Origin of the sequence: Actinokineospora sp. NBRC 105648, from assembly GCF_030269645.1 — a bacterium.
Lineage (GTDB): Bacteria > Actinomycetota > Actinomycetes > Mycobacteriales > Pseudonocardiaceae > Actinokineospora.
This window is the reverse complement of the sequence record NZ_BSTR01000031.1, coordinates 23,524-49,688: the sequence shown is the minus strand read 5'-3', so window position 1 is coordinate 49,688 and position 26,165 is coordinate 23,524. Positions and strand designations below refer to the sequence as shown.

Annotated in this window: 24 protein-coding genes and 1 tRNA gene; 12 read left to right on the top strand and 13 right to left on the bottom strand. The window is 71.1% G+C overall.

The features are described 5' to 3' along the window. Positions 1-506: 506 nt before the first annotated feature. Complete coding sequence (locus QSK30_RS24130) at positions 507-881, bottom strand: transposase (RefSeq protein ID WP_285506025.1); 375 nt, start codon at positions 879-881, stop codon at positions 507-509. A gap of 402 nt (positions 882-1,283) precedes the next feature. Further along, positions 1,284-2,243 (bottom strand): aldo/keto reductase, encoded by a 960-nt coding sequence (locus QSK30_RS24125; protein WP_285506024.1) that lies wholly within the window; start codon positions 2,241-2,243, stop codon positions 1,284-1,286. Between the two features lie 89 nt (positions 2,244-2,332). On the opposite strand from QSK30_RS24125, the gene QSK30_RS24120 reads away from it, so the two are divergent. Genes QSK30_RS24120 through QSK30_RS24110 form a run of 3 tightly spaced genes read left to right on the top strand, consistent with a single transcriptional unit; the run spans position 2,333 to position 5,611 of the window. Continuing rightward, a complete protein-coding gene (locus QSK30_RS24120) occupies positions 2,333-3,277 on the top strand; it encodes an oxidoreductase (protein WP_285506022.1) in 945 nt (314 codons plus the stop codon). A 40-nt stretch (positions 3,278-3,317) separates the two neighbouring features. Beyond that, a complete protein-coding gene (locus QSK30_RS24115; RefSeq protein ID WP_285506020.1) occupies positions 3,318-5,075 on the top strand; it encodes a long-chain-acyl-CoA synthetase in 1,758 nt (585 codons plus the stop codon). Continuing rightward, positions 5,072-5,611 carry a DUF1697 domain-containing protein gene (locus tag QSK30_RS24110; protein WP_285506018.1) on the top strand — a complete coding sequence of 180 codons (540 nt, stop codon included), beginning with the start codon at positions 5,072-5,074 and terminating at the stop codon, positions 5,609-5,611. Before QSK30_RS24115 ends, QSK30_RS24110 begins: the two co-directional genes overlap by 4 nt. Before the next feature lie 173 nt (positions 5,612-5,784). Here the strand turns inward: QSK30_RS24110 and QSK30_RS24105 are convergent, their stop codons facing one another. Both QSK30_RS24105 and QSK30_RS24100 read right to left on the bottom strand, forming a co-directional pair. Beyond that, positions 5,785-7,179, bottom strand: a complete 1,395-nt coding sequence (locus QSK30_RS24105) for an MFS transporter (protein ID WP_285506016.1) — start codon at positions 7,177-7,179, stop codon at positions 5,785-5,787. A 400-nt stretch (positions 7,180-7,579) separates the two neighbouring features. Then, entirely contained in the window at positions 7,580-8,320 is a 741-nt protein-coding gene (locus tag QSK30_RS24100; protein ID WP_285506014.1) for a class I SAM-dependent methyltransferase, read from the bottom strand. Between the two features lie 120 nt (positions 8,321-8,440). On the opposite strand from QSK30_RS24100, the gene QSK30_RS24095 reads away from it, so the two are divergent. After that, entirely contained in the window at positions 8,441-11,404 is a 2,964-nt protein-coding gene (locus tag QSK30_RS24095; RefSeq protein WP_285506012.1) for a glycosyltransferase, read from the top strand. On the opposite strand, the gene QSK30_RS24090 is transcribed toward QSK30_RS24095, so the two are convergent. Together QSK30_RS24090 and QSK30_RS24085 are read right to left on the bottom strand one after the other, a co-directional pair. Further along, entirely contained in the window at positions 11,405-12,262 is an 858-nt protein-coding gene (locus tag QSK30_RS24090; protein ID WP_285506010.1) for a class I SAM-dependent methyltransferase, read from the bottom strand. It lies immediately after the preceding gene. A gap of 7 nt (positions 12,263-12,269) precedes the next feature. Beyond that, positions 12,270-13,649: a hypothetical protein gene (locus tag QSK30_RS24085; protein WP_285506009.1), complete on the bottom strand. Its 1,380-nt coding sequence runs from the start codon at positions 13,647-13,649 to the stop codon at positions 12,270-12,272. A gap of 146 nt (positions 13,650-13,795) precedes the next feature. Here QSK30_RS24085 and QSK30_RS24080 point away from each other — a divergent pair, with 146 nt between their 5' ends. Further along, entirely contained in the window at positions 13,796-14,998 is a 1,203-nt protein-coding gene (locus QSK30_RS24080; protein WP_285506007.1) for an acyltransferase family protein, read from the top strand. Here QSK30_RS24080 and QSK30_RS24075 read toward each other — a convergent pair. Beyond that, positions 14,885-15,718, bottom strand: a complete 834-nt coding sequence (locus tag QSK30_RS24075; protein WP_285506005.1) for a hypothetical protein — start codon at positions 15,716-15,718, stop codon at positions 14,885-14,887. The genes QSK30_RS24080 and QSK30_RS24075 overlap by 114 nt on opposite strands. Positions 15,719-15,812: 94 nt before the next feature. Here QSK30_RS24075 and msrA point away from each other — a divergent pair, with 94 nt between their 5' ends. Then, on the top strand, positions 15,813-16,481 hold the full coding sequence (gene msrA, locus QSK30_RS24070; RefSeq protein WP_285506003.1) for a peptide-methionine (S)-S-oxide reductase MsrA: 669 nt from the start codon (positions 15,813-15,815) through the stop codon (positions 16,479-16,481). Positions 16,482-16,486: 5 nt separating this feature from the next. Here msrA and QSK30_RS24065 read toward each other — a convergent pair whose 3' ends face one another. From QSK30_RS24065 to QSK30_RS24050, 4 genes are all read right to left on the bottom strand, one after another. Continuing rightward, complete coding sequence (locus QSK30_RS24065; protein WP_285506001.1) at positions 16,487-16,747, bottom strand: Txe/YoeB family addiction module toxin; 261 nt, start codon at positions 16,745-16,747, stop codon at positions 16,487-16,489. Then, positions 16,744-16,986, bottom strand: a complete 243-nt coding sequence (locus tag QSK30_RS24060; protein ID WP_233427811.1) for a type II toxin-antitoxin system Phd/YefM family antitoxin — start codon at positions 16,984-16,986, stop codon at positions 16,744-16,746. The genes QSK30_RS24065 and QSK30_RS24060 overlap by 4 nt, the downstream gene beginning before the upstream one ends. Positions 16,987-17,494: 508 nt before the next feature. Continuing rightward, positions 17,495-17,953 carry a hypothetical protein gene (locus QSK30_RS24055; protein ID WP_285506000.1) on the bottom strand — a complete coding sequence of 153 codons (459 nt, stop codon included), beginning with the start codon at positions 17,951-17,953 and terminating at the stop codon, positions 17,495-17,497. A gap of 115 nt (positions 17,954-18,068) precedes the next feature. Then, positions 18,069-18,341, bottom strand: coding sequence for a DUF3892 domain-containing protein (locus QSK30_RS24050; protein ID WP_285505997.1), 273 nt, complete (start codon positions 18,339-18,341; stop codon positions 18,069-18,071). Between the two features lie 292 nt (positions 18,342-18,633). Here QSK30_RS24050 and QSK30_RS24045 point away from each other — a divergent pair, with 292 nt between their 5' ends. Further along, positions 18,634-18,972, top strand: coding sequence for a hypothetical protein (locus tag QSK30_RS24045; protein WP_285505996.1), 339 nt, complete (start codon positions 18,634-18,636; stop codon positions 18,970-18,972). On the opposite strand, the gene QSK30_RS24040 is transcribed toward QSK30_RS24045, so the two are convergent. Further along, positions 18,969-20,063 (bottom strand): UDP-N-acetylglucosamine 2-epimerase, encoded by a 1,095-nt coding sequence (locus QSK30_RS24040; protein ID WP_285505994.1) that lies wholly within the window; start codon positions 20,061-20,063, stop codon positions 18,969-18,971. The two genes, QSK30_RS24045 and QSK30_RS24040, sit on opposite strands and share 4 nt — an antisense overlap. A gap of 124 nt (positions 20,064-20,187) precedes the next feature. Between QSK30_RS24040 and QSK30_RS24035 the strand changes: the two genes are divergently transcribed. The 3 genes from QSK30_RS24035 to QSK30_RS24025 are packed head-to-tail and all read left to right on the top strand — an operon-like array spanning position 20,188 to position 23,540. After that, positions 20,188-21,576 (top strand): DUF2252 domain-containing protein, encoded by a 1,389-nt coding sequence (locus tag QSK30_RS24035; protein WP_285505992.1) that lies wholly within the window; start codon positions 20,188-20,190, stop codon positions 21,574-21,576. Between the two features lie 39 nt (positions 21,577-21,615). After that, the gene (locus QSK30_RS24030) at positions 21,616-23,196 is read left to right on the top strand and encodes an Eco57I restriction-modification methylase domain-containing protein (RefSeq protein ID WP_285505990.1); all 1,581 of its coding nucleotides are present in this window, start codon (positions 21,616-21,618) and stop codon (positions 23,194-23,196) included. Between the two features lie 44 nt (positions 23,197-23,240). Continuing rightward, the gene (locus tag QSK30_RS24025; protein ID WP_285505988.1) at positions 23,241-23,540 is read left to right on the top strand and encodes a YiaA/YiaB family inner membrane protein; all 300 of its coding nucleotides are present in this window, start codon (positions 23,241-23,243) and stop codon (positions 23,538-23,540) included. A gap of 74 nt (positions 23,541-23,614) precedes the next feature. Here QSK30_RS24025 and QSK30_RS24020 read toward each other — a convergent pair. Next, positions 23,615-23,687 (bottom strand) — tRNA-Gly (locus QSK30_RS24020). Between the two features lie 255 nt (positions 23,688-23,942). Between QSK30_RS24020 and QSK30_RS24015 the strand changes: the two genes are divergently transcribed. Then, positions 23,943-25,538 (top strand): sigma factor, encoded by a 1,596-nt coding sequence (locus QSK30_RS24015; RefSeq protein ID WP_285505987.1) that lies wholly within the window; start codon positions 23,943-23,945, stop codon positions 25,536-25,538. Positions 25,539-25,706: 168 nt separating this feature from the next. Next, positions 25,707-26,144, top strand: coding sequence for a DUF983 domain-containing protein (locus QSK30_RS24010; RefSeq protein ID WP_285505985.1), 438 nt, complete (start codon positions 25,707-25,709; stop codon positions 26,142-26,144). The last annotated feature ends 21 nt before the right edge of the window (positions 26,145-26,165 follow it).

The window sequence follows — 26,165 nt, the reverse complement described above, 5'->3', positions numbered from 1 at the left end:
ACCTTGGGTGATCTGCTTGGGTGATCTGCTTGGGTGATCTGCTTGGGTGATCTGCTTGGGTGATCTGCTTGGGTGATCTGCTTGGGTGATCTGCTTGGGTGATCTGCTTGGGTGATCTGCTTGGGTGATCTGCTTGGGTGATCCGCTTGGGTGATCCGCTCGGCTGATCCGCTCGGCTGATCCGCTCGGCTGATCCGCTCGGCTGATCCGCTCGGCTGATCCGCCGCAGTGTCTTCTGACCACACCCCGGTCACCCTGTCAATCCCGGTTCGACCCGAGCGCCCTGCGGCCGGTCGCCCACCTCGCCCGGCACCGCACCACGGCACCCATCGGACACCGCCACCCGGACCTCGATCCAAGTTCACCCGTCTGAGACCCCGAGTTGTCCACAGCCAAGATCAACACCTGCCGTTCCCCCGCCTCCACCAGGTAAAATGGCTGCGGGGCCTGCCCCCTGGGACGGGTGGGGCATGTTCTGAGGGGGGTGGGGTGTCCCTATGTGGTTGTCAAGCTGCGGTGGGGACTGGTGCTGGTTCGGGGTGTCGGTGGTGGGTGTTGGTGCGGAGGATGGCGTAGGGGACGTCGCGGCGGCGGGCGAGGCGGATGAGGGCGGGTTGGGTTCTTGCCCTCGGCTCGTTTGCAGTTGTGGTGGGCGCGGCTGACCGGGTCGGTGTGGGGCGGGCGCGGCGGGGGAGAGCGCGCGGGTAAGTGTGCGGCTGTGGGTCCGGGCCGGGGTGCTCGCCCTTGACGCTGGTGCCGGAGGCGCGGTTGACCGGGGCGATGCCCGCGTAGGCGGCGCGGTGTCCGGAGGGGGCGGGGTTCGAGGCGTCGCTGATCTTGTGGAGGATGCGGGCTGCGGGCTTGACGCCGGTGCCGGGCATCGGGGTCAGGACTCCGGCGAGTAGGTGGGCATCGAGTCCCCCTTGACTTGGTCGGCGGCCTGTTTGTGTTGCTGGAGGACCGTTTTCAGGCTGTCCGCCTTGCGGGGCGGGCCGGTGTCTGCGGCGGTGGTGTCTGGGACCGCAGCGGTTGTTCGTCCAGGGTGGGTTTGTCGCCCGTGTGTGGTGCGTGGAACTTCGTGATCGTGGCGGTCGTGTCCCGATTCGGCGGTCCCTCGATGCCACCAGACCCGGCGACACCACCCCCCCGGATCACGGGTTCGACTGGGGGCGCAAGTCATGCGGACCTGGCGACCACCACTCCCAGCCGGGAGCCACAAAGAAGTAATGGAGGGTGTTGAAAGGCTGGCTGGCTCAGGGGGCTTGTCAGCTGCCGGGGGTGGGTCAGCGGCGGGGTGGGCAGATCTCGTCGATGGCGGCGAGGTCGTCGGGGGTGGGGCGCCAGGTGGGGGCTTTCGCGTTGGCGGTCACCTGTTCCGCGGTGGTGGCGCCCGCGATGACCGAGCCGACGGTCGGTCTGCTGGCCAGCCAGCCGATGGCGAGGGTGGTCATGGTGATGTCGCGTTCGTCGGCGAAGGCCCTGAGCTTCTCGATCCGGGTCCACGGGGCGTCGGCGAGCAGTCGGTGCCTGCCCGCCAGCCTGCTGCCCTCCGGGGGTGGGGTGTCGCGGGCGTACTTGCCGGTGAGCAGGCCGTTGGCCAGCGGGAAGTACGGCAGCAGGCTCACCGCGAAGCGGTGGCAGGCGGGGACGACCTCGCGTTCGGTTTCGCGTTCCAGCAGGGAGTAGTGGTTCTGGGTGGACACGACCGGGCCGACCCGTTCGGTCTGGGCGGTCCAGCTGACGTCGGCGATCTGCCAGGCGGCCAGGTTGCAGACGCCGGTGTAGCGGACCAGGCCGTCGCGGACCAGGTCGTCGAGGGCGGACAGGGTTTCCGCGAGCGGGGTGCGCGGGTCCGGGCGGTGCACCTGGTAGAGGTCGATCCAGTCCGTGTCGAGTCGGCGGAGGGAGGCCTCGGCGGCGCGGCGGACGTAGCGGCGGGAGCCGCGGGCGCCGAAGTCGGGGCCGTTGCTGCCCTGCATGTCGAGGCCGAACTTGGTGGCGATGACCGCCTTCTCCCGCTTGCCCGCCAGCGCCAGGCCGAGCAGCTCCTCGCTGCGGCCGCGCGGTGCCCCGTACACATCCGCCACGTCGAAGAAGGTCACACCGGCCTCCAGGGCGGCCTCGACCAGGGCGCGGGAGCCCGCCAACGACTCGGCGGCCGTGCCCGGCCTGCCGAGGTTGTTGCAGCCCAGGCCCACCGAACTGACGACCAGTCCGGACTCGCCCAGGTGACGGAGCTCCACAACGCTGACCATAGGGTGGCGCACTCGTGTGATCCAGACGTTGTGGCCACACCCTGTGTGGGTGACGTCGGTAGGGCAGGCTAGGGCCCATGAGCAGACCTGACGGTGATCCGGGGGCCGCGGCCACCGGGTGGACCGCCGCTGACATCCCCGCCCTGGGCGGCCGGACCTACATCGTGACCGGCGGCAACAGCGGCCTCGGCTTCGAGACGGCCCGCGAGCTCGCCGGGCACGGCGCCGAGGTGATCCTCACCGCCCGCGACCCCGAGAAGGGGCGGGCCGCGGTCGAGCGGATCCAGGCCGCGCACCCCGACGCGCGGGTGGAGTCCCGGCTGTTGGACCTCGCCGACCTGGACACCGTCGAGGTGTTCGCCAACGGCATCCAGCAGGTCGACGTGCTGATCAACAACGCCGGAGTGATGATGCCGCCGCGCACGGAGAGTGCGCAGGGGTATGAGTTGCAGTTCGCCGTCAACCACCTGGGGCACTTCGCGTTGACCGGGCGGTTGCTGGACGTGCTGAAGGAGAGCGCGGACCCGCGCGTGGTCACGGTCAGCTCCTTCCTGCACAAGCGCGGCCGCATCCACTTCGACGACCTGCACGGCGAGCACAAGTACTCGCGCGCCGGCTACTACTCCCAGTCCAAGCTGGCCAACGTGGTGTTCGGGCTCGAGCTGCACCGGCGGCTGCGGGCCAACGGTTTCGCGGTGTCCAGCCTGCTGGCGCACCCGGGCTACTCGGCGACCAACCTGCAGTCCAGCGGCCCGACCGGGGTGGCGAAGCTGGCGATGAAGGTGTCCAACCGGTTCATGGCGCAGGAGGCGTCGATGGGCGCGCTGCCGCAGCTGTTCGCCGCGACGTCCCCGGACGTGGAGAGCGGCCAGTTCATCGGTCCGGACGGGCGCAAGGAGCAGAAGGGCTACCCGCGGGTGGTCGAGCCGCTGGAGGCGGCGCGCGACCGCGAGCTGGCCAAGCGGCTCTGGGACACCAGTGAGGAGCTGACCGGGGTGGCGTTCGGCCTGGCCGCCCGCTGAGCCTGCCGGGAGTAGCTACTTCCCAGTAGCATCCCGGTGCATGGATGCGACGGAGCAGTCGGCGGCCACCCGGGTCCGGGTGGGGGACCTGGCTCGGGCGCTGCCCGGGCTCGCCTTCGAGGGACCGCGGCTGGCGCTCGGCGGCCTTCGGCTGCTCACCATGCGGCCCGCGATGCGCGAGTCGATCGGGCACATCTTCCAGCGGGCCGCGGCCCGGCACCCGGACCGCCCGTTCGTGCGGTTCGAGGACCGGGAGATCAGCTACGGCGCGGCGAACACAATCGTCAACAAGTTCGCCTCGGTGCTCGCCGCACACGGCGTGCACCCGGGTCGCACGGTGGCCATCCTGGCGGGCAACCGGCCGGAGACGCTGTTCGCCGCGCTGGCCGCGGTGAAGCTCGGCGCGGCCGCCGGGATGGTCAACACCAACCAGCGCGGCGACGTGCTCGACCACAGCCTGCGACTCCTCGACGCCACGGTCCTCGTGGTGGGCAAGGAATGCCGCGACGCCCTGGCGGGTATCGAGGTCCGCGAACCGCTCGACCTGGACACCCTCGGCGACGCCGCGACCACCGAGGACAACCCGGCGGGCACCGAGCGGATCATGGCGGGCAGCAACGCTTTCTACATCTTCACCTCCGGGACCACCGGGCTGCCCAAGGCAAGCGCGATGTCGCACTACCGGTGGCTCAAGAGCATGACCGGCATCGGCGGCTTGGGCGTCCGGCTGCGCGGTGCGGACACGCTCTACTGCTGCCTGCCGCTCTACCACAACAATGCGCTCACCGTTTCGCTCTCGTCCGTGCTCTCGGCGGGGGCGACGCTGGCGCTGGGCCGCTCGTTCTCCGCCTCGCGGTTCTGGGACGAGGTGGTCCGGCAGCGCGCCACGGCGTTCTGCTACATCGGCGAACTGTGCCGCTACCTGCTCAACCAGCCCGTCCGCGAGGCGGAGCGCGGGCACCAGGTGCGCGTGGTGGTCGGCAACGGCCTGCGCCCGGAGATCTGGGACGAGTTCGCCCGCCGCTTCCGCATCCCGCGGATCGCCGAGTTCTACGGCGCCAGTGAGTGCAACCTGGCCTTCGTCAACGCGCTGAACCTCGACCGCACCGCGGGCATCTGCCCGCTGCCGTTCGCCGTCGTCGAGTACGACGCGGAGACCGGCAGGCCGAAGCGCACCGGGGACCGGCTCCGGAAGGTCCGCGCGGGCGCGGTCGGCCTGCTGCTGACCAAGGTCACCGACCGGGCGCCGTTCGACGGCTACACCGACCCCGAGGCCACCGAGCGCAAGCTGGTCCGGGACGGCTTCACCGACGGCGACTGCTGGTTCGACACCGGCGACCTGGTGCGCCACCAGGGGTTCAAGCACGTCGCGTTCGTCGACCGGCTGGGGGACACGTTCCGCTGGAAGGGCGAGAACGTGGCCACCACCGAGGTCGAGGGCGCGCTCGGCGAGCACCCGGACGTCGAGCAGGCCGTGGTCTACGGCGTGCCCGTCGCGGGCGCCGACGGCAAGGCGGGCATGGCCGCGGTGAAGCTGCGCGCTGGCGCTCGGTTCGACGGGCGGGGTCTCGCCGCGCACCTCGCGGCGCGGCTGCCCCCGTACGCGGTGCCGCTCTTCGTCCGGGTGGTCGACGAGGTCGAGCAGACCTCGACGTTCAAGTCGCGCAAGGTGGACCTGCGCGACCAGGGCTACTCCGACGAGGTCACCGACCCGCTGTACGTGCTCGACGACGGTGCGTACATCGCCTCCTATCCCGACTATCCGCGCGAGGTGGCGGCGGGCAAGATCCGGGTGTGAGCGCATATGTGGCCCTGCTGCGCGGGGTGAACGTCGGCGGTCGGGCGAAGATCGCCATGGCTGACCTGCGGTCGGTCCTCGCCGGCCTCGGGTACGGGGACGTGCGGACGCTGCTGCAGAGCGGGAACGCGGTCTTCACCGCCGCCGCGAAGCCCGCGGCCGTGGCGGCCGCGGTCGAGTCGGCGCTGGAGACCGAGCTGGGTCTCACGACCCGCTGCCTAATTCGCACCGGCGACGAGCTGCGGGCGGTGATCGCGGCTCACCCGTTCGCCGAGGTGGCCGACAACGGGTCGAGGATGGTGGCCGCGTTCCTGTCCGAGCTGCCTGCCGCCGCGGTGCGGGCCGAGCACGACCCGGTGGCACTCGACCCGGAGCGGATCCGGCTGGGCGACCGGGTGATCTACCAGTGGTGCCCGGACGGGATCTCCGAGGCGCCGCTGATGGGGCCGTACGTCGAGCGGAAGTGGAAGGTCGTGGTGACGGCTCGGAACTGGAACACCGTGACCAAGCTCGCCGACATGGCAGGACCCGGCTGACCGTCCGCGCGACCCGGCTCAGGAAGCCGCCGAGCGCCCCGGATACACATGACCACAGGGCGCGCGCGGTGCCGGTGAGCTGCGGCCGGATGGTGAACACGCAGGCAAGATAGCCGAATCCGGCGGATGCGTTCGAACACTTGTGCACACTGTGGACAAGACCTGTGGATAACTCAGGCGGGCACCTCCGCCGGCGCGGGCGAGGTGCGTGCGGCACGGCGGGTGAGCACGGTGAACAGGACCACGACACCGGCGATCATCGCGCCCATCAGCCACAGCGACAGGTGCAGCGAGTCGGTGTAGCCGGGCCCGGCCAGCGTGCCGCCGGTGCCGGTGGCCAGGATCGAGCCGATCACCGCGATGCCGATCGTCTCGAAGGCGAGCCGGGACGTGCCGAACATGCCGGAGGCGGTACCGGCCCGGCTCGGGCCCGCGCTGGCCAGCGCCATGTTGTCGACCAGGCCGGTGGACAGGCCGATGCCCGCGCCGAGCGTGAGCAGCGGTGCGGCCAGGGACAGGGCGGTGCTGTCCGGGCCGATCGTGGTGAGCCAGAGCGTGCCCGCGCCGACCAGGACGAGCGCGACCAGCAGCACCGAGTTCTCCGCGACCCGCCGGACCAGGATGCCCGCGAGCAGCGGCAGCACGAGGATGGGCGCGGTCAGCAGGATCAGCGTCGCGCCCGCCTGCTGCGCGCTCTGGCCCATCACCGCGGTCAGGTACGACGGCAGGTAGACGATCAACGGCACCAGCACCGCGACGAACGCCGCGGCGGCGAGCGCGGCCGCGAGGAAGCGGGGCGTGCGCAGCAGGTCGAAGTGGAACATCGGGTTCGCCACCCGGCGCTCGATCACCACGAAGGCGACCAGCAGCGCCACGCCGCCCGCGAACGCCACGAGCACCAGCGGGCTCGCCCAGCCGAGCGCGGGGCCCTCGATGAACCCGGTGATCACCAGCAGCAGGCCCGCGGTGAAGGTGGCCGTGCCCGGCCAGTCCACCCCGAGCGCGTCCGGGTTGCGCGACTCCGGCAGCACCGGCACCAGCGCGAGCGCGGCCACGCCGACGGCCGCGGGCAGCCAGAACACCGCCTGCCACCCCAGCGCGCCCATCAGCACACTCGCAACCGACGGCCCGAACGCCAGGCCGAACCCGATCACCGTGCCGAACAGGCTGAACGCCCTGGCCCGCTTCGGTCCGTCGAACGCACTCGCCAGGATCGCCACCGCACTGGTCGCCGCCGCCGACGCGCCGATCCCGGACAGGCCGCGCAGCACGTCGAGCACGAGCAGGTTCGGGGCGACCGCACTGAGCAGACCACCGGCGGCGAAGATGCCGGTCCCGAAGGCGAACACCCGCCGCCTGCCGAGGATGTCGGCCAACCCACCGGCGGCGAGCATGAAGCCCGCGAAGGTCGTGTTGTAGGCGTTGACCACCCACTGCACCGAGGCGAGGTCGCCGTGCAGCGCCTCCCGGATGTCGGGCAGCGCGATGGCCGCCCCGGTCAACGTGATCGGGAACATCAAGACGGCGAGCAAGACCGTGGCCAGCGTGACGGCTTGGTTGTTGCGCACCCCAGCATGTTCGTCGCTTACCGAACTATTGGGAAGCGGGTATCTGGGATGGGGCCGGGGCAGTGGGGAGGGAAGGCCAGGTCAGCGGTGGGGAGGTGCTGGTGGACGTGGTGCGTTCCACATCTGGCTCGCTCTGGGCTTGCTTTGGGGCTGGCTGCGCCCGGGGTTGCCGCGTCGGGGTTTGCTCAGGTGGGGTGCTGGATTGGGTGGAGTGGCTTTGCCCGGGGCCCCTAGGGGCGATCGTCGTGGGAAAAGCGGGTGGGGAAGGGCATCCCACGACCACAGCAAGTTTACGATCGCCCCTCCCCCCAGACAAAGCCACTCCACCCAATCCAGCAGGCGAGTTGTCCAGGTGCGGTTGGGGCTGGGGTCGGTCAGTGAGCCGGGCGGGCAGTAGTGCTCAGTGGCGACTGCGGAGCAGGCAGAAGGCGCGTTCGTCTCGGTCCGGGGTGCTCGGGTCTGAGCCCGAGGTCCGGCCGACTGTCGTGTAGTCCACGATGTCCCAACCGGTGCGCGACAAGAGTCGGCGCAGGCCCTGGTCGGAGAAGATCCAGAAGTTGGTCGCGTCGCCGTTCGTCTCGTCCGGGCCCACCAGGTAGGCCAGCGGCAGGTCTCGCAACGTGGTCGCGTGGTCCGGGGAGAGTTCGGCGATGCGGGTCGACAGGAAGCAGTACTCGGCGCGCTTGGCCAGGTGTTCCAAGGCGTAGTAGGGGTTCTTCAGGTGGTAGAGCAGACCCATGAAGAAGACCACGTCGTAGCGGTCGGCGGGCAGGGTGAACTGCGAGTCGAGGTCCACGTCGACCACGCGGGCGCCCGAGTCGAGGGACTTGCGGATGCGGTCGGCCGCGCGCAGGCCGTTGTAGTTGGTCGGGGCGTAGTCGACGAGGTCGACCGTGCAGCCGAGCTCCTGCTCCAAGAAGAACCCGAAGTCGCCGTCGGCGCAGCCGATGTCGGCGATGTGCTTGCCCTTGACCGCGCCGAAGATGTCGCGGTTGTCGCCGGTGAGCAGGCCGCGCAGGTGCACGATGTTGCTCATCGTGTCGTACGGGTACCAGGGGAAGTCCGGGTCGATCTCCTGTTTCCTGGTGGCCAGTTCCGCGCGGAAGCGCAGCGCTAGCTCTGACACCGCATCGAAGTCCACGTCGCCTCCGCGCTCGCAGGAAACCCGCGACAGCTTATCGGCGACGATCCGATCGACCAGGGCCAGATCGCACCTGGTTCACTTTTACCGGCGAAGCCTCACGCGACTGGGAGACGATGCATGACCGACGGCGCACCCGAGCTGCGGATCGAGCGGGCCCCGGCTCCTGAGGGCACGCTGGCCTCCCACCTGCACCGACACCGGTACGCGCTGGCGGCGGGCCTGAGCGCGGGCAAACGGGTCCTCGACCTCGGCTGCGGGCGCGGCGCAGGCGCGGCCGTGCTGGCCGAGCACGCCGCCGAGGTCGTCGGGGTGGACGCGGACCGGTCCCTGGTCGACGCGGCCCGGTCGGCGCACCGGCGGTCGAACCTGCGGTTCGAGTCCGGCTCGGTCGGCGACACCGGTCTGCTGGCCGACCACGGCACCTTCGACGTGATCACCTGCTTCGGTGCGGCGGGCGAGCGCGACCGGCTGCTGCGCGTGGTGCGCGGCTGGCTGGCCGAGGACGGACTGCTGCTGGTGGACGTCGAGGGCCTGTCCAAGGCCGCGTTCACCGAGCTGCTCACCGACCGGTTCGCCGCTGTCGCCGTGCTCCGGCAAGCCGCGGCCGTCGGCTCCGTGATCGCCTCCGCTGACCGCGACACCGTCGGCGGCGCGGTCGGCCGAACCCTCCGCCGGGATGGGCAGGAGTGGACGGTCGAGGCGGATTTGCCCTGGGAGTACACCATTGTGGCCGCGTCCAATGTGGACCTGCCGGTCTTCCCGTCGGTCGACCTGCTGGTCGACCCGGAGTGCTCGCCGGTCGCGGGCGCCGAGACCGACCGGCTGCGCGACGAGCTCACCCGGGTCGCCACCACCCTCGCGCACGAGGCGCGCACCGCCTCCCGGCAGGCCGCGCGCATCGAGTGGCTCAGTTCCTCGCTGGCGGAGATGGAGCGCCGCGCGGTTCGCGCTGAGCGACAGGTGAGCCAGCTCAGCGAAGAGGTGCAGAAGCAGTCCGCGCTCATCCAGCGTGCGCTCGGCCGCTACCGGCACACCGTTGAACGGGTCGCCCCCCGCGGCACGCTTCGGCGTGACGTCTACGAGCGCGCACTCGGCCGTACGGCCGGGGTTCCCGCGCCCGCGCCCGCCGAACTGTCGCCGGTCGCCGTGCACACCGACGAGTCGCCGCTGGTCAGCGTGATCATCCCGACCTACGGCAAGTGGTCCTACACCCGCCAGTGCCTGCTCACCCTGGCCGCGGCCAACTCCACCGTCCCGTTCGAGGTGATCGTGGTCGACGACGCCTCGCCCGACGACGCCGCCGACCAGGTCGCCCGCTGCCCCGGCGTCCGGCTGGTGCGCGCCGAGCGCAACCGCGGCTTCATCGGCGCCTGCAACCTCGGCGCCGAGCACGCCCGCTCGGACCTGCTGGTGTTCCTCAACAACGACACCGAGGTCCGCCCCGGCTGGCTCGACGAGCTCTACGAGACGATGACCTCCGACGACCGCATCGGCCTGGTCGGCGCCAAGCTGGTCTACCCGGACGGCTCGCTGCAGGAGTGCGGCGGCATCATCTGGTCCGACGCCACCGGCTGGAACTACGGCCGCGGCGGCGACCCGGGCGAGCCCGCGGTGAACGTCACCCGCGACGTCGACTACTGCTCCGGCGCCGCGATCATGGTCCGCCGGGACCTGTTCGAGCAGGTCGGCGGCTTCGACACCCGCTACGCGCCCGCCTACTACGAGGACACCGACCTCGCCTTCGCGATCCGCGCGAGCGGGCACCGCGTGGTCGTGCAGCCCAACTCGGTCGTGGTGCACCACGAGGGTGTCTCGCACGGCACCGACATCGCCCAGGGCGTCAAGCGCCACCAGGAGCTCAACCGGGTCGTCTTCGCCCAGAAGTGGGCCGACGAGCTGGCCAGGCAGCGCCCGGAGCCGACCCCGGCGAACCTGTGGCTGGCCAGCAGGCGCGACCCGCTCGACCGCGACGGCGGCCTGGTGCTGGTGATGGACCACAAGATCCCCACCCCGGACCAGGACGCCGGGTCGATCCGGATCTACCGGCTCATCGAGGAGCTGCTGGCCCTGGGCTGCCGGGTCGTCTACTTCCCGGCCGACTACGCCGAGACCCAGCCCTACACCGCCGACCTGCGCCGCAAGGGCGTCACCGTGCTGTCCGACCCCGGGCGGCAGCAGACCTTCGTGCGCGAGGTCGGCCCCGAGCTGGCGCTGGTGCTGCTGGCCCGGCCGTCGGTGGCCTGGCTGCTGCTCGAGCAGCTGCGCGAGCACGCGCCGCAGTGCACCATCGCCTACGACACCGTCGACCTGCACTTCCTCCGGCTGGAGCGGCAGGCCGCGCTGGCCGAGCAGGAGGGCGAGCTCGCCGAGGCGCTCGGGCTGCGCCGCAAGGCCGACGCCTCCCGCGAGCTGGAACTGGGCCTGATGCGGGCGTGCGACCTGTCGCTGGTGGTCTCGCCGGTCGAGCTGGAGCTGCTCGCCAAGCTCGTCCCCGAGGCCGACGTGCGCATCCTGTCCCTGGTGCAGGACGTCGACTGGGCGCCGTCGAGCCCGGACGGCCGCGCGGGCGTGCTGTTCGTCGGCGGCTACGACCACCTGCCCAACCGCGACGCCGCGGCCTGGCTGGCCGAGGAGATCATGCCGCTGGTCCGCCGCGAGCGGCCCGGCACCGTGCTGCACCTGGTCGGCAGCAGGCCCACCCGCGAGGTGCTCGACCTGGCGAGCGAGCACGTCGAGGTGCACGGCTTCGTGCACGACCTGACCTCGCTCTACGCGCGCGCCCGGGTCGTCGCCGCGCCCCTGCGGTTCGGCGCCGGGGTGAAGGGCAAGATCGCCGAGAGCGCCGCCCTGGGGGTCCCCACGGTGGCCACCACGATCGGTGCCGAGGGCATGAACCTGACTCCTGAGCAGGACATCCTCGTCGGCGACGACGCCGAGGAACTGGCCGCGGCGATCATCCGCCTGCTCGACGACGACCGCCTCTGGCTGCGCCTCTCGGCGGGCGGCAAGATCAAGGTCGACGAGGTCTTCGGCCGCGCCGTCGCCCGCCGCTTCCTCGAGGGCGTGCTGGCCGGGCACTGATCACCGCGTGGAGTCGGTGCGCTCCAGCCACAGGCTGCCGCCGCCGAACGAGTGCCCGCCGGGCAGCGCCATCGCCCGGCGGACCTCCTCCTCGAACCGCCAGTGCGCGTAGGCGGAGCCGAACAGCACCCGGAAGCCGTGGCTGTACATCAGCAGCGCGCGCACCAGGTACTGCTCGTTCCAGCTGCGGTTCTCGCCGAGCACCCAGTCCTTCGGGTACTCGTGCGGCAGGAAGATGTCGTGGATGTGCACCCGGACCCCGGCCCGCAGCCGCGGCAGCACCTCGAAGTAGAGGTAGTTGACGTCGCTGCCGGTCTTGGCCACGTGCGAGGAGTCGATGAACAGCATGTCGCCCGCGCCCAGCCGGTCGAACTCGGCCAGCGGGACGTCCTGCACCTTCTGCTCCAGCACCCGGGACAGCCCGGCCACCCCCGAGTGCAGGAACGCCCGCGGGTAGGGCTCGACGCAGGTGATCTCGACCGCGTCGTCGAGGAAGCGGCGGTTCACATCGGCCATCAGCAGCGACGAGAAGCCGGAGCCGACCTCGATCACCCGGGCGGGCCGCCAGTGCCGCAGCAGGACGAACAGCGACCGCGCGTCCAGCCAGCTGAACTGGGAGTTCTGGGTGAAGAACCGGTCCAGGTCGGGGGTCTCGGGCAGCACCTCGGGGTAGTCGTAGTCGCCGAAGTAGCGCGGGAACAGCTCGGTGAGCACGTGCCGGTGGTGCTCGTCGTCGAAGTCGATGCCCAGGATCTCCGGCCGCGCGGGCCAGAGCCGCGTGGACTGCGCCGCCAGCTCGCCCGGGTCGGTCACCGGTGAGTAGAAGTGACCGTTGGGGTGTGAGGCCTCGATCGTCATCGACGAACTACCTCCCGGTCGGCGGGGCGAACTCGACCTGGTTCTTCAGCAGGTCGACGAAGGCCTCCCGGACGCCCTCCGGCGGCTTGGACTGGGTGAACGCGTCGACCACGACCACCCGGTTGTAGAGCACGTACACCCCGCGGTGGACCGAGCCGGTGCTGTCGGTGAACACCTTGACGCCCTTGTAACCCACATCGGTGAGCTCGCGCAGGGCCGCCTGGTCCTTGACGTAGGCCGCCGCTACCGCCTTCGCCGCGTCGGCGTCCTTCACGTCGAACACCACGAGGCTCAGGATGTTCGCGCCGTCGGTGTTGGTGGCCAACCAGCCGTCGGTCATGCCGTTGGCGTCGAGGGCGGCGATCGTCTCGGGCCCGAACGGCTTCTCCGCCTTCATCTTCTCCAGGCTCAGCGCGCCGCCGCCGGGGCGGGTCGTGCCGGGCAGCGGGGAGAACAGGGACGCGCGGCCCGGCCCGGGGTCGGGCTTGGCCGCGGGCGGGTCGGGCAGCTCCGGCGCCCGGGACGCGGTGGTGGTCGCGCTGGTCGTCGGCAGGCTGTTGGGCGGGGTGACCGGGCCGCTGCCGGTCTCGCTGCCGTTGTCCTTGGTGAAGTAGAAGTAGGCCGCCACGCCGAGGCCGAGGACCAGCACGACCACGATGAGGATGCCCAGGCCGCGCTTGCCGCGCTTGGGGGCCTTGGTGGTCTCGAACACCTCCGGGCCCTGGTGCAGCCACGGCGTGTTGCCCAGCTCCGGCATCGGCTCGTCCGGGTGGCCCCACGGCGGCACGCTCTCCATCGGCCGCTGCTGGCTCCAGCCGCCGGAGTTCATCGGGCGGGGCGGGGCCGGGTAGCCACCGGAGAGGTGCGGCGGCGGCTGCTGCTGGTGCGGCGGCTGCTGGGCGTTGCGCAGCTGGCTGTCGGACACGACCTGGGTGCGTTCGCCCTGGTCAGCGGCGATCGGGTTGCGGACGATCTGGGTGCGCTCGGGCTGGTCGTCCTGGCGCACCGTCTGGGTGCGGTCGGCGCCCAGGTCCGCGGGCGGCGGGGTGTTCGCCGTGATCGGCGCGATGATGCTGGTCGCCTCGTTGGCCGGGGTGCTGTCCTGCCAGCGGAACGCGGGCGGGAACGGCCCGTTCTCCGCCGGGTTCGACTCGGCGGGCGGCGTCGGGGCGGGCGGTGGCACCGGGGCGGGCGGCAGCGGCGCGGGCTGGGCCAGGGGGGTGGCGGCGGGGGCGGGGGTGACCGGGGTGAACGGCGTGGCCGACCCCGTGTCCCCGCTGGCCGCCTTGGCCAGGACCGCGTCGCGGCGCACCCGGTAGTCGTCGGATGAGAGCCGACCGGCCGCCAACTCGGCGTCCAGCTGCCTCAACTCTTCTTGCCACGTCATCGGCGAGCCCCTCACCCTTACCACCGCGTTCGCGCACCGGCAAAAGTCGGCATCGACCTCGGTGCGCGGCGAAGAAGCCATGCCCTCCACCGTGAGTCGGTACCCTACCCAATGTCACCTGCCGCCGAGGGAATCGGGTAATACCGGTGGACTTAGCGAACACTCGGCGGTACGCACCGGCGAGCCACGGGTTCGCCTGGTTGCGGATCGTGTGCGCGCTCCTGGTCATCTTCGACCACACCGCCCCGATCTCCGGCCAACGGCCGATCATGCTCCCGGCCAGTTGGCACCTGCTGCCCTCGCACTTCGGCCTGATGGCGTTCTTCGCGATGAGCGGCTACCAGGTCACCAGCAGCTGGGTGCACGACCCGTCCGCGCTGCGGTTCGTGGTCAAGCGGGTCACCCGGATCTGGCCGCCGCTGCTGGCGACCCTGCTGCTCACCGCCGTGGTCATCGGCCCGCTGTTCACCACGCTGAGCCTGGGGGACTACTTCAACGACCAGTCCACCTGGGGCTACGTGGTCAACGGCGCCTCGGTGCTGAACCTGCAGCACACGCTGCCCGGGGTGTTCGTGGACAACCCCTACCCGGACTCGGTCAACGGTTCGCTGTGGACGCTGCCGATGGAGCTGTTCGCCTACGCGATCGTGCTGCTGCTCGGGGTGACCACCCTGTTGCGGCGGTTCCCGTTCGCCGCGGTGCTCGTCCTCGTGGCGCTGGTCGCGGTCGACACCCGGCTGATGACCACCGGCGGCGGCAGCTTCCTGAGCGTGCCGGTCGGCGCCACGGTCACCTTCCTGGTGCCGTTCGTCTGCGGGGTGGTGCTCTACCTCTACCGCGACAGGCTCCCGCTGTCGCCCGCGTTCGCCTTCGCGCTGGTCCTCGTGCAGGTGGCGGTGCACTTCACGCCGGTCAGCGCGTTCTGGCTGAGCTTCGCGGTCAGCTACGGCGCCATCACCCTCGTGCACCACTGGCCGCGGTGGCTGGTGGTCGACGAGAAGTGGGTGCGCAACAGCTACGGCACCTACCTGTGGGGGTTCCCGGTCACCCAGATGCTCGCCCAGCTGGGCCTGCGCGCGGCGTGGCCGCTGGCGGGCGCCGCAATGGTGCTCTCCTACGGTCTGGGGCTGCTCTCCCGCCGGTACGTCGAGCTCCCCACCATGCGCCTGCGCGACGTGCTGCTGACCGACCGGCGGACCGTGGACACCGTGGTGATCAGCCGCTCGGTGATCGAGTCAGCCGACCGGCAGGGTGGCGCGGGTCCGGTCGAGGACCGATTCGAAGTACGCCCGGAACCCCTCGTCGTCCGCGGCCCCGGTGGCGGTGACCAGCACGGTCCACCGCGTTGAGCGGTAGATCCCCCGGTAGAGCTGCACGGTCGGGTGAACGGTGCGCACGACCTCGACACCGCTGGTGCCCTCGGGCGCGGGCGCGACGACCCAGCCGGAGGCCTTCGCGTAGCCCAGCGCCTGCGCGGTGCGATCTTGGCCCGCGCCGTTGTCCAGGACGTTGACCACCAGCGAACGGGGGCCGTCCGCGGTGGCGGTGTTGACCAGGCCCGAGCTGTCCTCGGGCGCGACGCCGCGGGCGTAGAGGCCCAGCTGCGGCCCCAGCGTGGCGGGCAGCACCGCGGGCTGGGACACGACCGTGCCGGGCAGCGCGGGCAGCTTCACGACCAGCTCGGCCGCCGGTGACACGGCGACCGGCGCCGCCGCCTCGGGCTTGTCGCCCCTGCTCACGGCCCACCACACGGCGGCCCCGACGGCGATGGCGGCGACCACCGCGACCACCACCAGCCGCCCCGGCCCGCGCTGCGGCGTGGCGGTGGTGAACACCGCCTCACCGTCGAAGTGCGGCTGCGGTACGGGTAAGGCCTGCGGCACGTCGTTCGGGGGCGGCCACCCCGGCTGCGGGGGCACGGCGGACTGGAACGCCGAGCCCGGGATCCGGCCGGTGGTGCTGGAGGCCTCGGCCAGCACCTCGTCGCGCCGCCTGCGGTGCTCACCCGCGCTCATCCGCCCGGCGGCCAGCCGGGCGTCGAGCTCGCGAAGGTCGTCCTGCCACTGCATCCGCTCGCGTCTCCTCGCTAGGGGGTTGCGCCGTGGTGGTCCATCCTGGCCGAGATCACCCCGCGCGTTCCGCGAAGGTCTCTACAGTGGGGCTATGACGCTGTTCAGGCGGGACAAGAGTCGCACCGTGGCGGCCGACCGGGCACTACCCGGCCGCCCCGACCCGCTGCGGGTCTCGCCGCACCACGCCGTGCACACCGACCGGCGGATCGTCCCACCGTTCCCCGAGGGCACCCGGACCGCGGTGTTCGCCATGGGCTGCTTCTGGGGCCCCGAGCGGGTGTTCTGGCAGGTCCCCGGCGTCTACTCCACCGCGGTCGGCTACATCGGCGGATACACCCCGAACCCGACGTACGAGGAGGTCTGCTCGGGGCTCACCGGGCACACCGAGGCCGTGCTGGTGGTCTACGACCCGGCGGCAGTCGGCTACGCGGACCTGCTAAAGATCTTCTGGGAAGGCCACGACCCCACCCAGGGCATGCGCCAGGGCAACGACCTAGGCACCCAATACCGCTCCGGCGCCTACTACGCGGACGACGAGCAGAAGACCGCCATCGAGGCCACCCTGACCACCTACCAACAGGCGATCACCGCGGCAGGCCACGGCACCATCACCACCGAGATCGCCCCCGTCGGCCAGTTCTACTACGCCGAGGATTACCACCGGCAGTACCTCTCACCAGCCAAGAACCCGAACGGCTACTGCGGCATGGGCGGCACCGGCGTGGCATGCGCCATCGGCCTCGGCGTCCGTGAGGGCTGAGGGCTCTACTTGCCGTAGTCGTAGCGGCAAGCGGCGATGCGGACCTCGTCCCCTGCCAGTTTGTAGATCAAGCGATGTTCGTCGGTGATGCGGCGGGACCAGTAGCCCTGGAAGCCGTGCTTCAACGGCTCTGGTTTGCCGATCCCCTCGTTGCCGTTGCGGGTGACGTCCTTGATCAGCTCGTTGATGCGCCTGAGGATCTTGCGATCCTCGGACTGCCACCAGACGTAGTCTTCCCAGGCGAGTTCGTCCCAGGTCAGCTTCATTCGGCCAAGTCGTGCTGTGCGCCGCCGCCGGACTCCAGTCGCTCGATGGCCGTGATCAGTCGCCGGGCGTTCTCCGGGCTGCGGAGCAGGTAGGCGGTCTCCTTGAGTGACTGGTAGTCATCCAGCGACACGATGACGACCGGTTCGTGGCCTGCCCGCGTGATCACGACCTCTTCGCGGTCATTGACCACGGAGTCGAGGGTCTCGGCGTACTTCGCGCGAGACTCGGAGTAGCTCATGGTCTTCACTAGCACCCTCCCTTCGACGTACAAGATAATGTACGTCCGCTGGCGTGCTGGCGCAAGGGCGCGCTGCCCGGTGTCAGCCATGATCAAGCTTCGGGTCGGCGTATTGCCTGCGGCATGGGCGGTACCGGCGTGGCCTGCGCCATCGGCCTCGTTGTCCGCGAGGGCTAGTCGGTCTGCTTGGGGCGGCCCGTGCCCGCATGGGTCACCCACGTTCTGGGCAGTACCAGATCCGGCCGCCCGCTGTGACCTCGTATGGCCATTGGTCCAACACTGTGCCCGCGAGCTCGCGAGCGCCCAGGGTGCCCCGGAGGCGGTGCTGCCGAGCGGGATTCTCTGGCGCGGTCGGTCGTTCGGTCAGCACGATCCAGGCCTCCCAGGTGTTGGCTCGGGCGGCTTGGCAGAGCTGTTCCCAGCCCTTGGCTGCTTCGGTGGTGGCGAACCGGGCTTCCCAGCCGCCGGGGCGTTGGGGTGGGGCGACGCCGCGTTCGGCGGGCATGGGTCAGTGGTTCACCGGGGTGGGGACCTCGCCGAAGTCGTCGCCGAGGGGGCCGCTGAGGGCGGTCCGGAGTTCGGGGTCGGCGTGGACGGCTGCGGTGCTGCGCCATTCCGTCACGGCTTGTTCGAGGACCGACCAGTGGCCCAGTTCGGCGGAGGCTTGGAAGGCGCGGACGAAATCACGCGCGAACTGGAGTTGGTCTTCCTGTGGGAGTACGTCCGCCCAAGGGAATTCCTCCAGCAGGGCGACGGTCACGATGTCCGGCGGCAGGTGCGCCAAGACGTTGCGCAACGCCCGTGCGGCAGTGACCGATCCCGCCGCGGCCGAGCGCGTGCGGTCCTCCCGGACGAGCAGCAGCGCCGCCCCGTCGCGACGGCGGACGAGCACGTCGCCCTGGTCGGCGAGTGCGGCGACGCCCTTGGGGTCGCGTTGCAGCTCGCTCCACTGCACCTCGGTGGTCATGACGCCAATTCTGAACTTTTTCAGAAGTCTCGCAAGTGGTCCCGCGCCGACCGGGAGACGGCGGCCGTTGGACTGCCTGCTGGTGGTGGCCAGGGGCACCACCAGCAGGCGGGGGTCAGAACTTCGGCAGGGCGAGCAGGTTGTTGGACCACTGTCCATCAGCCTGGGTCTGGATGTACGGCTTGCCCGTGCTGGGGCGGCGCACGTGGATCTCGGCGCGCTCACCGTTCTCCAGGGTGTGGGCTCGGTTGCCGTTGTCGAGGTAGGTGACCATCTCGGCGACGGTGACGGATTCGGGGGTTCCGTTCGGGATCACCCGCTTGACGTGCGTGATGTGCTTGTGCTCGTTGCCGCCGTCCGGGCGGATGTGTGTTACTCGTGCGGACACGGTGATACCTGCCAATCCGGATTGGCCCCTGTGGGGCGTTGTGATGTCCGAGTGTTGGCTGTTCTTCGTGTTTAGCGCAAACAGCGTTTGCGGTGTCGGCTCATTTTTGTCAATGAATTCCCTGTGGGTAGTCAACAGGCGACTGCAGTGGCTACCTGGGCATTTACTTCGACCTGGCCACTATTTGTCCAAATAGATGCCCGCAACCCGGCAGTGACCTGATTCACTCGTCCGGGGAAACTGGGTTGCGGTGCCGTTCTACGCTGGGCGGACCATGAACACTCCAGCCGAGGTGCCCGACGGCGTCGTCGCGGTGGTGCGCAAGCTGCTGCCGGACAACGACTTGGGTGCCGCCCTCGCGAAGCAGCTCCCGTACGCCCGCGTGGCGTCAGGTTGTCGGTGTGGGTGTGCGACCGTTGATCTCGTGGTCGATCGCTCCGCCGTCGGGCCCGCGCCGCAGGAGCCTGGGAATCCCGTTGTGGGTGAGGGATCGATCCGCGGTGTCGACGGCCAGACCGTCGGTGGCGTGATCCTCTTCGCCGGTGGTGGTTACTTGTCGTGCCTGGAGGTGTATTCGTTCGGGGACGAGCCCATTGCCGAACTCCCCGATCCCGCGGTGGTCGATCCCTAGCAGTAGCCCAGCTGGGAAAGGGTGCTGGCGATGAGCTCGCTGGGGTGGTACTTGTCCACCAGCGACACCGCGCGCCTGGTTGGGTAGTCGGTCAGGAACTCCTGGAGTTTGGTTCCGCTCATCTCGGTGAGCAGGATGTTCTGGCCGATGCCCACGTGCCGTTCGGTGCGCTGCCGGTGGATGGCGCACGGCGTCCCCAGGTAACCGCACTCCTCCTGGAGGCCGCCGGAGTCGGTGACGACGTACTCCGCCCGGGCGATCAGCGGCAGGAAGCGCAGGTAGCGCTGCTTGGGGTGGATCTGGAAGCGGTCGTCGAACAGGTCTCGCAGGCCGAGCCGCTCGATCTTCTCGCGCTCCGGGGCGCCCGCCATGTACAGCACCGGCAGGTCGCGGCTCGCCGCGCGCAGGATCTCCAGGGCCTCGCGGTACTTGTCCGGGCGGGACAGCAGCTCGAAGCGGTGCAGGGTGGCCAGGCCGAAGCGCTCGGGCACGCCGTCCATCACCGGCTCGTCGATCGCACGGCGCATCGAGTCGATCGCGGTGTTGGCCTCGGTGTCGACGACCACTCCACGCGCGCCGCGCAGGTTGGCGACCTCGCGGGGGGTGGGGGCGAAGTGGATGTCCACCAGCCGGGCCGCGATCTTGCGGTTCAGCTCCTCCGGGAGCGGGCTGAGCAGGCTGCCCGAGCGGGTGCCCGCCTCGACGTGGGCCACGCGGGCCCCGAGGAGGCGCTTGCCGATCAGCGAGCCGTACGGGGTGGTGAAGGTGTCGCCGTGCACCACGACGAGCGGGGGTCGGCCGTCCTCGGTGAGCGCCGCCCTCAGCTCCGCGCGCCTGGCCCACGCCGTGCGGGCGACGGTGGCGGCCCAGGCCGGGACCTGGCCGGGGGTCTCCAGGTTGTCGGCGCGCTCGCGCGGCACCAGCCACACGTCCGGGTCGGGGAGCCGCAGGTCGGTGAGGACGTCGGCCACCTCGGCCACGTGCTGGGCGGTGAACCAGATCTTTGGGCGGGTACCGCGGTCCACGATCGCCTGGTACACCGGCGCGATCTTGATCAGTTCCGCCGTGGTGCCGACGATGAAGGAGATCAACGGGTCGCCTCTTCTGCGTTCGGGATCGGCGAGGGGCCTGCGGCCACGCGGACCCGGCCGGCCGAACGTACCACCGGCCTGGAACCGCGTTTTCCCTCGCCCGCCACCAGGCATGATGACCCGCATGGGTGAACGGGTACGCGCGCGGGCCGCTGTCGCGCTGGGGCACTGGGTCGAGCCGAGCGAGGTCTACGCGCGCGGGCGGGCGTTGCGGGAGGAGGTCGCGCACGCCGAGCACCGGGTGGTCCGGCTGGCCGCCGACCGGCCCGCAGTGCCGGACTTCGTCGACGAGAGCAACACCGGCCGGGTGCCCGACCTCGTCCCGCTGCGGGTGGGCCGGATGCTGGTCTCGCCGTTCGCCTTCTTCCGGGGCAGCGCCGGGCTGATGGCCGCCGATCTCGCGCTCACCCCGGGCAACGGCCTCGAGGCCCAGCTCTGCGGCGACGCGCACGCGGCCAACTTCGGGCTCTACGGCACGCCCGAGGGCCGGATCGTGATGGACATCAACGACTTCGACGAGACCGTCCCCGGCCCCTGGGAGTGGGACCTCAAGCGGCTGGCCACCAGCATCGTGCTGGCCGGGCGCGAGGGCGGGGTGTCGGAGAAGGGCTGCCGGGAGGCCGCCGAGGACGTGGTGCGCTCCTACCGCAAGGCGCTCGACCACCTGGCCGAGCAGCCGTTCCTGGAGTCCTGGTCGGCGCTGGGCGACGAGTCCGTGCTGACCAAGGTCGACGCCGCCGCCCTGCTCGACGACTTCGCCAAGGCGGCCAAGAAGGCGCGCAAGAACACCAGCGCGCGGGTCGCGGCCAAGTGGACCCAGCGCGGGGCGGACCAGCGGTGGCGGTTCGTCACCGACCCGCCGGTGCTGACCCCGGTCGACGCCCGGGTGGCCGACGCGGTGGTCGCCGCGCTGCCCGCCTACGTCGACACGCTGCGCGAGTCCCGGCGCAACCTGATCATGCGCTACAGCGTGTCCGACGTGGCGTTCCGCGTGGTCGGTACCGGCAGCGTGGGCCTGCGCAACTACCTGGTGCTGCTGCACGGCAACGGCGACGAGGCACTGGTGCTGCAGGTCAAGGAGGCGCAGCCCTCGGCGCTGGCCGCGCACCTCGGCCTGGGCGCGGCCAAGCACGAGGGCAAGCGGATCGTGCACGGCGCCCGCCTGGTGCAGGCCGAGACCGACATCCTGCTCGGCTGGACCACCGTCGAGGGCAGGCACTACATCGTCCGCCAGTTCCGCAACCGCAAGGGCGAGATCGACCCCACCACCCTGGAGCGCGACCACCTCGACGACTACGGCCGCTTCGCCGGTGCCCTGCTCGCCCGCGCGCACACCCGGTCGGTGGACCCGCGGCTGCTCGCCGGCTACTGCGGCGCCGGCTCGGGCGGCGAGGAGCTGGACACCGCGTTCGGCCGCTTCGCCGTCGACTACGCCGACCAGACCGAGGCCGACCACGCCGCCCTGGTCGCAGCGGTGGGGTCCGGGCGGCTGGCCGCGCTGGTCGAGGACTGATCGGCGACCGGCCGCCGGGCGGTGTGACACCCTCCTGCGATGCCCATCGACCACCGCAAACGCCTCGGCGCGCACTACACGCCCGCGGCCCTGGCGGGGTTCCTGGCCGGGCGCGTGCGGCGGGTGCTGCCGGCGACCGACGGGCCGATCCGGGTGCTCGACCCGGCCTGCGGTGACGGCGAGCTGCTGGCCGCGGTCGCCGCGCACTGGCCGGACGCCGAGCTGGTGGGCTTCGACCTGGACGCCGACGCGGTGGCCACGGCCAAGGCGCGGCTGCCGCACGCCGAGCTGACCCAGGCGGACTTCACCGAGGCCACGCCCGGGCCCGGCTCGTTCGACCTGGTGATCACCAACCCGCCCTACGTGCGCACCCAGGTGCTCGGCGGGGCGGCGGCCGCGCGGCTGGCGGCCCGCTACGGGCTGCGCGGCCGGATCGACCTGACCCACCCGTTCGTCGCGGTCGTGCCGGAGCTGTTGCGGCCCGGCGGGGTGCTCGGGCTGCTGTGCTCCAACCGCTTCCTCACCACGCGCGCGGGGGCTAACGTCCGGGCCCTCTTAGGGAAGCAGTTGGCCGTACGGGAGGTTTTCGACCTCGGGGACACCCGGCTGTTCGAGGCGGCAGTCCTGCCTGCCATTGTGATCGCGGTTAAGGGGGAGCAAGCGGAAGCCCGCTACGCCAGTGCGTACCAGGTAGATCAAGAGGCGCCTGAAGGTGACCTCTACGCCGCTCTTACCGCCGACGAGGACCGGGTCATCCGCGTTGGTGCGCGGACGTTCGCGGTCTCCACCGGCACGCTCGTCCGGGGCACACCCGAGCAGCCCTGGCGGCTGACGACCCCCGCGCGCGAACGCAGGCACGCCGACGTGCGCAGTCGCACCTGGCGGTCGCTGGGCGAGCTGGCCAAGATCCGGGTGGGGATCAAGACCACCGCCGACCCGGTGTTCATCAGCGAGGACTGGGACGGTCTGCCTCCCGAGCACTCACCCGAGGCGCAGCTGTTGCGCCCGCTGCTCACCCACCACGACGTCCGCGCGTGGCTGCCGCCCGGTCCGCCGCGCGCACGGGTCCTCTACCCGTACCTCGACCTGCCGACCCGCGCGGTCGTCGACCTCAAGGACCACCCGCGCGCGGCGGCCTACCTGGAGTCGCACCGCGCCCGGCTGGAGTCCCGCGGCTACCTGACCGCCGCCGGGCGGGAGTGGTTCGAGATCTGGGTTCCGCAGCGGCCCGCGCTGTGGCGCGAGCCGAAGATCGTCTTCCCGGACATCAGCCCGGAGCCGCGGTTCACCGTCGACCGCAGCGGCGCGGTCGTCAACGGCGACTGCTACTGGATAAGCGTCCCCGAGCTCGGGGGTGACGAACTGGCCCACCTGGTGCTCGGCATCGCCAACTCGACTTTCGGGGCCCGCTTCTACGACGAGGTCTGCGGCAACCGCCTCTACGCGGGGAGGCGTCGGTGGATCACGCAGTACGTCGGTCTCCTACCGCTACCGGATCCGGTGACCCCGGCAGCACAAGAGGTCATCCGAGTGGCGCGGGAGCTGACAACCACGGGCGACCTCGCCGCGCTACCGCTGCTCGAGCGCGCAGTGCGTAGTGCGTTCGGTGAAGTCGAGTAGAGCTACGCATGACGGCGGCGCCGCCGTTGCCGATGCTCATTCCCATGACCTCTCAGCCCAAGACCCCGTCGTCGCCGACCACCTCGGCCTTCTTCGCCCAGGCGGCGCTGTCGTTCGGAATCTCGCTGGTGGCGATCAGCGTCGGCATCGCGGTCTTACCCGTCGACCCGTGGGTGCGCGCGTTCCTCGCGATCGGCGCGCTGTACACGATCACCTCGGCGTTCACCCTCGCCAAGGTGATCCGGGACCGCCAGGAGGACTCCGCCGTGGCCTCGCGGATCGACCGCGCGCGGGTGGAGAAGCTGCTCGCCGAGCACGACCCGTTCCGCCCCGACATGGTCTGAGCCGAGTCCGACCGGACGGGGGGCTGACCGGAACATGACGAAGGCCCCCTTGACAACAAGGGGGCCTTCGGCTGAGCGGACGACGAGACTCGAACTCGCGACCCTCACCTTGGCAAGGTGATGCGCTACCAACTGCGCTACGTCCGCCTGCGCCGGATCACCGGTGCGGAGCAGACTATAACCAGCGGCCCGCGTCGCCGTCACATCGGGGCCGCCGCGGCGTCCCACCAGCGTCCTGCCGACAGCCTTGTCGTGCTGATGGCGGATGGGTGCTCGTGCGTCTGGCCTAGTACAGATGATGGGGTCCCCTTACCGTTATTCACGTTTATCGACCGCGAGACAACCGCGTGTGGCATCTTGTTCACCACTGTCTCGACGGGTCAGGAGGAGGTACCGGGCCGGATGACCGGGAATCACCGGCCTGCTTCCGGGGGGTGTCGTGACGGCGAGGACGACCCGTCGTCCGCCGCCACCGAGGACCTCGCAATCCTGCAGCGCCTGCGCTCGGGGGACGACGCCGCCTTCGGCGAGCTGTTCTCCCGGCACTGCGACGCCGTCCGCAGGCTCGCGCTCGGCCTGGTCAACGACCGCGCCGAGGCCGAGGACCTGGCCGCCGAGGCGTTCTTCCGCGTGCTGCAGGCGATCCGCCGCGGCTCGGGCCCGGTGGACAACGTCCGCGGCTACCTGCTGATCGTGACCCGCCGGGTGGCCTGGGAGTGGAACGCGCGCAAGCGCGACGTCCCGGTCAGCGACGAGGAGCTCAGCCACCGCGTCGGCGCGGGCCCGGACAACACCGGGGCGGCCACCGAGCGCACCCTGATCACCCGGGCGTTCACCAGCCTGCCCGAGCGCTGGCGCAGCGTGCTGTGGAAGGTCGAGGTCGAGGGGGAGCGGCCCGCGGTCGTCGCGGGCAACTTCGGGCTCAGCCCGAACGCCACCGCGGCGCTGGCCCGGCGCGCCCGGCAGGGGCTGCGCGCGGCCTACCTGCAGGCGCACCTGACCGTCGACCGCGGCTCCACCGGCTGCCGGTCGGTGCTGGAGAAGCTGGGCGCCTACACCGCGGGCAGCATCAAGGGCACCGAGCGGCGCAAGGTCCGCGCCCACCTGTCCATCTGCCCCTCTTGTACCGCTATGCAGGCAGAGCTGCAGGACGTCTGCTCCGGTCTGCGCGCGCACGCCGCCTACCTCGCCGCCCCGGTCGCGGCACTGGCCATCTGGCAGCAGATCGGCACCACCGCCACCGCGGCCACCACGGCGGGTGCGGTCAAGGGCCTGCTCGCCAGCGCGAAGCTCCAGGTCACCCTCGCGGCGACCTCGGCGGCCGCGGTCGGTGTATTCGGCCTGGCGCTGGTGCCGTGGGGGACCGGCGGCCAGCCGTCCGCCTTCGACGACTTCGACGGGGCGGGGCCGACCGAGTTGGTGGTCAGCCCGGAGCCCGCCACCGAGGGCGACGTGGCGCCGGTGTCCGGCACCCCGACCACCGCGCCGCGGCCCCGGCGCACCGGCGCGCCCGACCCGCACACCCCGGCACCCGGGCGCGACGACGACGGTGTCGCCCGCACCAGCGCCCCGCCGCCGGAGGTGCGGTTGCCCGCGCAGACCGCGGGCGACGTCGTCCGGATCCCGGCGGGCGCGGGGGCGCCCAACACCGCCACCAGCGGTGTGCCGCCGCAGCGCAGCAAGGCCACGACCACGACGACCACCCGGCGCGCGCCCGAGCAGCGGGTGGGCACGCAGCAGGTCGAGGTCTTCGACGAGTCGCTGCCGATCGTCTACACCCAGACCCGCTACGAGCGGAAGTGGGCCATCTACGACCGCTACGACGTGATCACCGAGACCACCGTCACCACCAAGGTCAACTCCGCCCGGCAGACCACGGTCAGCAGCAGGCAGACCGAGTACACCCGCAGGCACGAGCCCCGGCGGACCAGCGGGACCAGGGTCGAGACCGGGTCGTCGGTGTCGGTGTCGGTGACCGGGGGCTCGGTCCCCAGGTAGCGACACTAGTTGATCAACCTGGGTGGCCGGTGCGAGAATCGTGGGCGTGAGGCCAGGTCGGGCATTTCACCCGTTGGGCGCATCGCGGAGGCGGTAACGTTGTCCCCCGGTGTAGCAACGTGGGTGTGATGTCCCGGATCACGCACGCACCGCGCCGGAGGGCAGGAGATGACGCGTCAGGTACGCGACGTGAACGGCCGACTGTGGACCGTGCACGGCACGCTCGAGTGGCGCACCCCGGCCACCGAGGACGACTTCGAGCACGACGTGGCCGCGGGCTACGTGCCCGGCGTGGTGATGCTCGCGGTGATCGGTGTGCTGGCGATCGTGCTGCTCTACTGGACGCCCGCGGCGGTGGTCGTCCCCGCCTGGTTGGTCTTCCTGCTGTTCCTGCTCGCGCTGTTCTTCCCGGCGCGCTGGGCCGCGCGCCGACCGTGGACGCTGGTCGCCGAGACCGGCGACGACGGCGACGGCGAGGCCACCGAGCGCTGGATGGGCACCGTGCGCGGGTACTTCACCGCCCGCGGCGAGATCGCCCGGATCGCCAAGGAGATCGGCCAGGACACCCAGCCCAGCTACGAGGGCGTGCTCAAGCCGATCACCTAGTCGATCACCCGCTCGGCCACC

Excerpts from the sequence above, each read along its gene's own strand:
- QSK30_RS24130 (WP_285506025.1), bottom strand. The coding sequence starts at position 881 with ATGCCCGGCACCGGCGTCAAGCCCGCAGCCCGCATCCTCCACAAGATC.
- QSK30_RS24120 (WP_285506022.1), top strand. The coding sequence starts at position 2,333 with ATGAGCAGACCTGACGGTGATCCGGGGGCCGCGGCCACCGGGTGGACC.
- QSK30_RS24115 (WP_285506020.1), top strand. The coding sequence starts at position 3,318 with ATGGATGCGACGGAGCAGTCGGCGGCCACCCGGGTCCGGGTGGGGGAC.
- QSK30_RS24095 (WP_285506012.1), top strand. The coding sequence starts at position 8,441 with ATGACCGACGGCGCACCCGAGCTGCGGATCGAGCGGGCCCCGGCTCCT.
- QSK30_RS24090 (WP_285506010.1), bottom strand. The coding sequence starts at position 12,262 with ATGACGATCGAGGCCTCACACCCCAACGGTCACTTCTACTCACCGGTG.
- QSK30_RS24085 (WP_285506009.1), bottom strand. The coding sequence starts at position 13,649 with ATGACGTGGCAAGAAGAGTTGAGGCAGCTGGACGCCGAGTTGGCGGCC.
- QSK30_RS24075 (WP_285506005.1), bottom strand. The coding sequence starts at position 15,718 with ATGCAGTGGCAGGACGACCTTCGCGAGCTCGACGCCCGGCTGGCCGCC.
- msrA (WP_285506003.1), top strand. The coding sequence starts at position 15,813 with ATGACGCTGTTCAGGCGGGACAAGAGTCGCACCGTGGCGGCCGACCGG.
- QSK30_RS24065 (WP_285506001.1), bottom strand. The coding sequence starts at position 16,747 with ATGAAGCTGACCTGGGACGAACTCGCCTGGGAAGACTACGTCTGGTGG.
- QSK30_RS24060 (WP_233427811.1), bottom strand. The coding sequence starts at position 16,986 with ATGAGCTACTCCGAGTCTCGCGCGAAGTACGCCGAGACCCTCGACTCC.
- QSK30_RS24055 (WP_285506000.1), bottom strand. The coding sequence starts at position 17,953 with ATGACCACCGAGGTGCAGTGGAGCGAGCTGCAACGCGACCCCAAGGGC.
- QSK30_RS24035 (WP_285505992.1), top strand. The coding sequence starts at position 20,188 with ATGGGTGAACGGGTACGCGCGCGGGCCGCTGTCGCGCTGGGGCACTGG.
- QSK30_RS24030 (WP_285505990.1), top strand. The coding sequence starts at position 21,616 with ATGCCCATCGACCACCGCAAACGCCTCGGCGCGCACTACACGCCCGCG.
- QSK30_RS24025 (WP_285505988.1), top strand. The coding sequence starts at position 23,241 with ATGACCTCTCAGCCCAAGACCCCGTCGTCGCCGACCACCTCGGCCTTC.
- QSK30_RS24015 (WP_285505987.1), top strand. The coding sequence starts at position 23,943 with ATGACCGGGAATCACCGGCCTGCTTCCGGGGGGTGTCGTGACGGCGAG.
- QSK30_RS24010 (WP_285505985.1), top strand. The coding sequence starts at position 25,707 with ATGACGCGTCAGGTACGCGACGTGAACGGCCGACTGTGGACCGTGCAC.